Genomic DNA, 4,772 nt, shown 5'->3' with positions numbered 1-4,772 from the left:
GCCATAAAATAAACCTCCAAACTGGTAAGTCTATCTTACATCAGTTTGAAGGTTTACACAAACTTTGGGATACTCCCGAACAATTCTTCCGCACGGTTACGGATACTGTTCATACGGCGCACCCATTCTATTTGATCAGCCGCTTTGAGCGCTTCAGTTACGCCTTCCTGCTTTGCCATAGCGGAAACGATGTTTTTCAATGCGCTCGTTGCAGGCTTGATCGATTTCAGCTAAATGCTTGAACAGTGTTCCCTGCGGCGCATACGCCCGTATTTGCCTATCTGATATTCGCCGTCATCCGGTAAAGTAATGCTGGGAATGAAATAATCGCCCACTTGACGGTATGTACCGCCCATTTCTTCAAAGATAATTTTCATAAAATTCAGCTCCTTTTGTGTTGATTTCCAGCGGTTATAAGGCTTTTTGACTCCTTTCTCACAACTGCTTTTCAATTTACCACAAATGAGCCGCAGTCATATGTATTAGATGGCAGAAACCACCCTTTACATATTAACTCTTGACACGAATTTTTCTGCCAGTTCTCCTGCCGTCCTGAATCGTTACTTTTTATTTTAAATATGCCTTCAGCGCTTCTGCACGATCCAGCTTCTCCCAAGGAAGCTCCACATCAGTTCTTCCAAAATGTCCATATGCTGCTGTCTGCTTGTAAATCGGACGTCTCAGATCCAGCATCTTAATAATTCCAGCCGGTCTCAAATCGAAATTCTCACGAACAACTGCTACCAGCTCCTCATCTGTCAGCTTGCCGGTTCCAAAGGTCTCTACACGGATAGAGGTGGGGTGCGCTACGCCGATTGCATAAGAAAGCTGAATCTCACACTTATCAGCCAGACCTGCTGCTACGATATTTTTTGCCACATAACGTGCTGCATAAGCTGCAGAACGGTCTACCTTGGTGCAGTCCTTTCCAGAAAAGGCTCCGCCGCCGTGACGCGCATATCCGCCATAGGTATCTACGATAATTTTCCGTCCAGTCAGTCCGCTGTCTCCCTGAGGTCCGCCAATTACAAAACGGCCTGTGGGATTGATAAAGAATTTGGTTTCCTCATCTACCATATCTGCCGGCAGAACCTGGTCGAAAACATACTTCTTCACATCTGCATGAATCTGCTCCTGTGTTACACTCTCATCATGCTGAGTAGAAAGCACCACTGCATCCAGACGGATGGGATGTCCAGCCTTATCATACTCTACTGTAACCTGGGACTTTCCATCAGGACGAAGATAAGGCAGGGTTCCATCTTTGCGCACCTTGGTCAGCTGACGAACCAGCTTGTGAGCCAGAGCGATCGGATACGGCATATACTCCTCCGTCTCATTGGTAGCATAGCCGAACATCATCCCCTGGTCGCCTGCACCAATAGCATCCAGCTCGCTGTCGTCCATCGCATTTTCTCTTGCTTCCAGAGCCTTATTTACACCCATGGCAATATCGCTGGACTGCTCGTCCAGAGCAACCAGAACGCCGCAGGTATCACAGTCAAAGCCATATTTTGCACGATCGTAACCAATTTCGCGAACGGTCTCACGGACAATAGACTGAATATCTACATATGCATTGGTAGTAATTTCTCCCATAACCATAACCAGACCAGTAGTGGTGCAGGTTTCGCATGCAACGCGGCTCATGGGATCTTTTTCCATCAACGCATCCAGAATGGCATCAGAAATGGCATCGCACATTTTATCCGGATGACCCTCAGTTACAGATTCAGAAGTAAACAGTATTTTCTCCATCATATCCTCCTTCAATATACTTTCAAAACAAAAGAAAAGTCCGTAGCAATTTTACTGCGGACTTGATTGATCTGAACTATCAAATCCTCTTATTGCTCGATTTCTCGCTCAGGTTGGCACCTTCCTCACGCGCTCCTTCCTGCCGTCTGCCATAAAACCAGGCATATACAGAAAATGCCGTCCGGGGTTGCCGTGACTTCACAGATCCTTTGTATCTCCATCACTCTGAATAAGGGATTACGCACTTTTCAGTTGTTATTCCATTGTTGCACGGTATATACTATCAGATTCACAGAATGCTGTCAAGATCAATTTCCTGAAGTTTCATTTTTCTTTTTAGCCTGTCTGCACTTCACCGTTCTTTTCCAGCACCAGCTTTTCTGCCAATCTGATCATCACTGCTTCGCATCTCCAGATATCCTCCAGCGGAACAAATTCATCAGGCTTGTGAGCCATAGAAAGACTTCCCGGACCATAAGACATACAGTTTTCACATCCAAGAATACCTGCAATAACCGCTGTATCCGTATACCCCGGAAACGGACCTGTTACCGTCATCCTTCCTGTAACAGAAGCATCTGCCTCCCGCAAAGCTGCCAGAAGAGGAGAGTCCTCGTGCTTTTCCACATAAGGCCAATCTCCTGTAATTTTCCAATCTGTCCGGATTCCTGGAACCGCCTTTTTCGCCGCCTCTGCCGCGCGCTTCACAATGTTCTCTGCCGCCTTCGTATCTGTAGGCGGAACAAGACGCATATCAATCCATACCTTACAGGTATCCGGAACTACATAAGGCCTGTATCCTCCAGTAATCTGGCCAAAGGTAACCGTTGACCATCCCAGATCCTCATGGTGAGGAAGAGCCTCCACCTCCAGCCGGATCTCCCGAATCAGCTCTGCCATACCGGCAATGGCATCCGCTCCCTTCCAGGGCATGCTGGCGTGAGCCGTACAGCCTGTCACCGTCACTTCAAACCAGGTCCGCCCCTTATGAGCCACCTGAATCTGACCGTCTGTAGGCTCCGTATCCAGAATCCAATCCTGCTTTCTGACCCATCCTGCGGCAATAGCGGCTTCTGACCCCCGCATAAAATCCTCCTCATCTACACTGCCGATGAAAACCAGACGCCGACAAAGCTTCCTGCCTTCAGCTACAGCTGCAGCTGTTTTGGCAAATGCCGACAGGGCGCAGGCAAGACCTGACTTCATATCACAGGCTCCTCTGCCATATAAAAGGCCATGTTCCTCCTCTGCACCGAAGGGATCTCTGCTCCATCCCTCTCCCACTACAACCGTATCCATATGACAAATCCACACCAGCGCCGGCTCTTCTTCCGGTCCCGGAAGCTCCGCCATCAGGTTAAACCTTCCTGGGAGCACCTCCTGTCTTTTCACAGTCACTCCCGGAAGCCCAGAAAGCCGCCGGGAAATAAATTCCCCGACGGCACTTTCGCAGGCTCCCGGATTGGTGCTTTCAATCTGTATCAGTTCCTTTGCCAGCATTTCTGCTGAAAATTCCTCTGTCATTTTTCCCAATCCCCTGTATTTTATTGTATTTGTAACAATTCAGCCATGCCTCTTCTTGCACGCTTACATCAGCCAAGAAGCAGTCTTTTTCAACTACTGAATCCAAGCTCCATTTGCACCTACATAGTAGCCGTCCGGAGTTCTTGTATTGGCTAACATCGCTCCGCTACTGTTGCAGTAATACCAGGCATTGCCATCCTGAATCCAGCCAGTCCGCATTGCTCCGCTGGTACGGTCGCAGAAATACCAGGTATTTCCAGACTGAATCCAACCGGTACGCATATAGCCTGCACTGTCAAAGCAGTACCATACCCCGCTGATCTGAAGCCATCCGTTTGCCGGATAGGAACCATTTGCATACTGATACCACCAGCCAATCTCATTTCGCATCCACTTATCCACACCAGAGCCGCCCGGAGTCGCAGTCGTTCCGCCTGTACCTGTTCCATAATGTCCAGCGCGGATATCCTCCAGCATCTCTTCGTCTACATAAATATAATCAGACTCAAACCAGTCACCCTTCTTGTTGTCATTGCCTACAGAACGAACCTTAAAATAAAACTCACCCTCTCTGGTAATTCTGTCTGCAAAATTGTAGGAGGTATTCGTTGTGGTAACAGTCTCGCCTACAGAGCTGTTTCCGCGATAAAGACGTACCTGATAGCTGTTTCCGCCCTCTGACTTCTCCCATCTTGCTGTAGTAGAATCATCATTTTCCCAAGCAACATCTTCGATATCAAGGCTGCCCTCCAGCTCATCCAGCTTGATGGTTACAATTAATGTGGAGCTGCTGTCCTCACGGCGAGATTTGATATACTTGGCATCATCTCCGCGCAGCTTTACTCTGCTGGAGCTCATAGAACCAAAATAGTAATCAGAATCTGCCTCCAGAGTAATGGCCACCTGCGGCACATCTCCACTGCTCCACTCTCCATTGTCATTGACAATTTCGACATCCTCAATAGAATAATTGGATCCATTGGTAGTAACGCTCACATCACCGCTTTCGTCTCCTACCTGTACATCAGAATCAATAATCAGCTCAATGCTGGTAATCTTCGTTCTCTCCTCTGCTGCCATGGCTGTCCCTGCAAACACTGCTGCTAGAATCCCCGCACCAGCTACTACTCTCATTCCTTTTTTCCATAACATCATACGTTCTCCTCCTTTTATTACTCTGACGTCTGAAACCCGTCGTCGTACTCTGATATTTCTTTTATATTATCATAATAAGCGAAATTCGTGTCCAGAATATGTACAGTTCATAACAATTTGCTTACGGAAACCGGAACATTTTTTAACCTTTTTCGATTTTTCCCCATTTTTTCTGACAGGGGAAGAATATGCGAGCTTCTCCGCCTGCATCGGGTCGTCTCATCAGCCCAATTCTTTGCCACAATGTCAAGTGATGAAGTGAACTACCCATTGTCTAAAGCCAATGGGCTTCCTGCTTCCCAGACCTCGTAACCTACTATCTCCACAGGCGTTAA

The 4,772-nt window shown here is 47.7% G+C and carries 3 protein-coding genes, 1 pseudogene and 1 riboswitch; all 4 genes and pseudogenes read right to left on the bottom strand.

What is annotated here, in order from left to right; translation table 11 throughout:
- Positions 1-53 precede the first annotated feature (53 nt).
- Positions 54-356 (bottom strand): annotated as a pseudogene (locus tag ACESON_RS15135) (TnpV protein).
- Positions 357-567: 211 nt separating this feature from the next.
- Positions 568-1,758, bottom strand: a complete 1,191-nt coding sequence (metK, locus tag ACESON_RS15130; protein WP_373110752.1) for a methionine adenosyltransferase — start codon at positions 1,756-1,758, stop codon at positions 568-570.
- Between the two features lie 86 nt (positions 1,759-1,844).
- A riboswitch (SAM riboswitch) is annotated at positions 1,845-1,994 on the bottom strand.
- Between the two features lie 100 nt (positions 1,995-2,094).
- On the bottom strand, positions 2,095-3,282 hold the full coding sequence (locus tag ACESON_RS15125; RefSeq protein ID WP_373110749.1) for a M20 family metallopeptidase: 1,188 nt from the start codon (positions 3,280-3,282) through the stop codon (positions 2,095-2,097).
- 93 nt (positions 3,283-3,375) lie between these two features.
- Complete coding sequence (locus tag ACESON_RS15120; protein ID WP_177959582.1) at positions 3,376-4,437, bottom strand: N-acetylmuramoyl-L-alanine amidase family protein; 1,062 nt, start codon at positions 4,435-4,437, stop codon at positions 3,376-3,378.
- Positions 4,438-4,772 lie beyond the last annotated feature (335 nt).

Origin of the sequence: Lachnoclostridium sp. Marseille-P6806, from assembly GCF_964238185.1 — a bacterium.
Lineage (GTDB): Bacteria > Bacillota > Clostridia > Lachnospirales > Lachnospiraceae > Brotaphodocola.
Note: the sequence above shows the minus strand (reverse complement) of the source record. Positions and strands in the feature narration are given on the sequence as shown.

What these genes read in the sequence shown, in the direction of transcription:
- metK (WP_373110752.1), bottom strand. Translation starts at nt 1,758, where the DNA reads ATGGAGAAAATACTGTTTACTTCTGAATCTGTAACTGAGGGTCATCCG.
- ACESON_RS15125 (WP_373110749.1), bottom strand. Translation starts at nt 3,282, where the DNA reads ATGACAGAGGAATTTTCAGCAGAAATGCTGGCAAAGGAACTGATACAG.
- ACESON_RS15120 (WP_177959582.1), bottom strand. Translation starts at nt 4,437, where the DNA reads ATGATGTTATGGAAAAAAGGAATGAGAGTAGTAGCTGGTGCGGGGATT.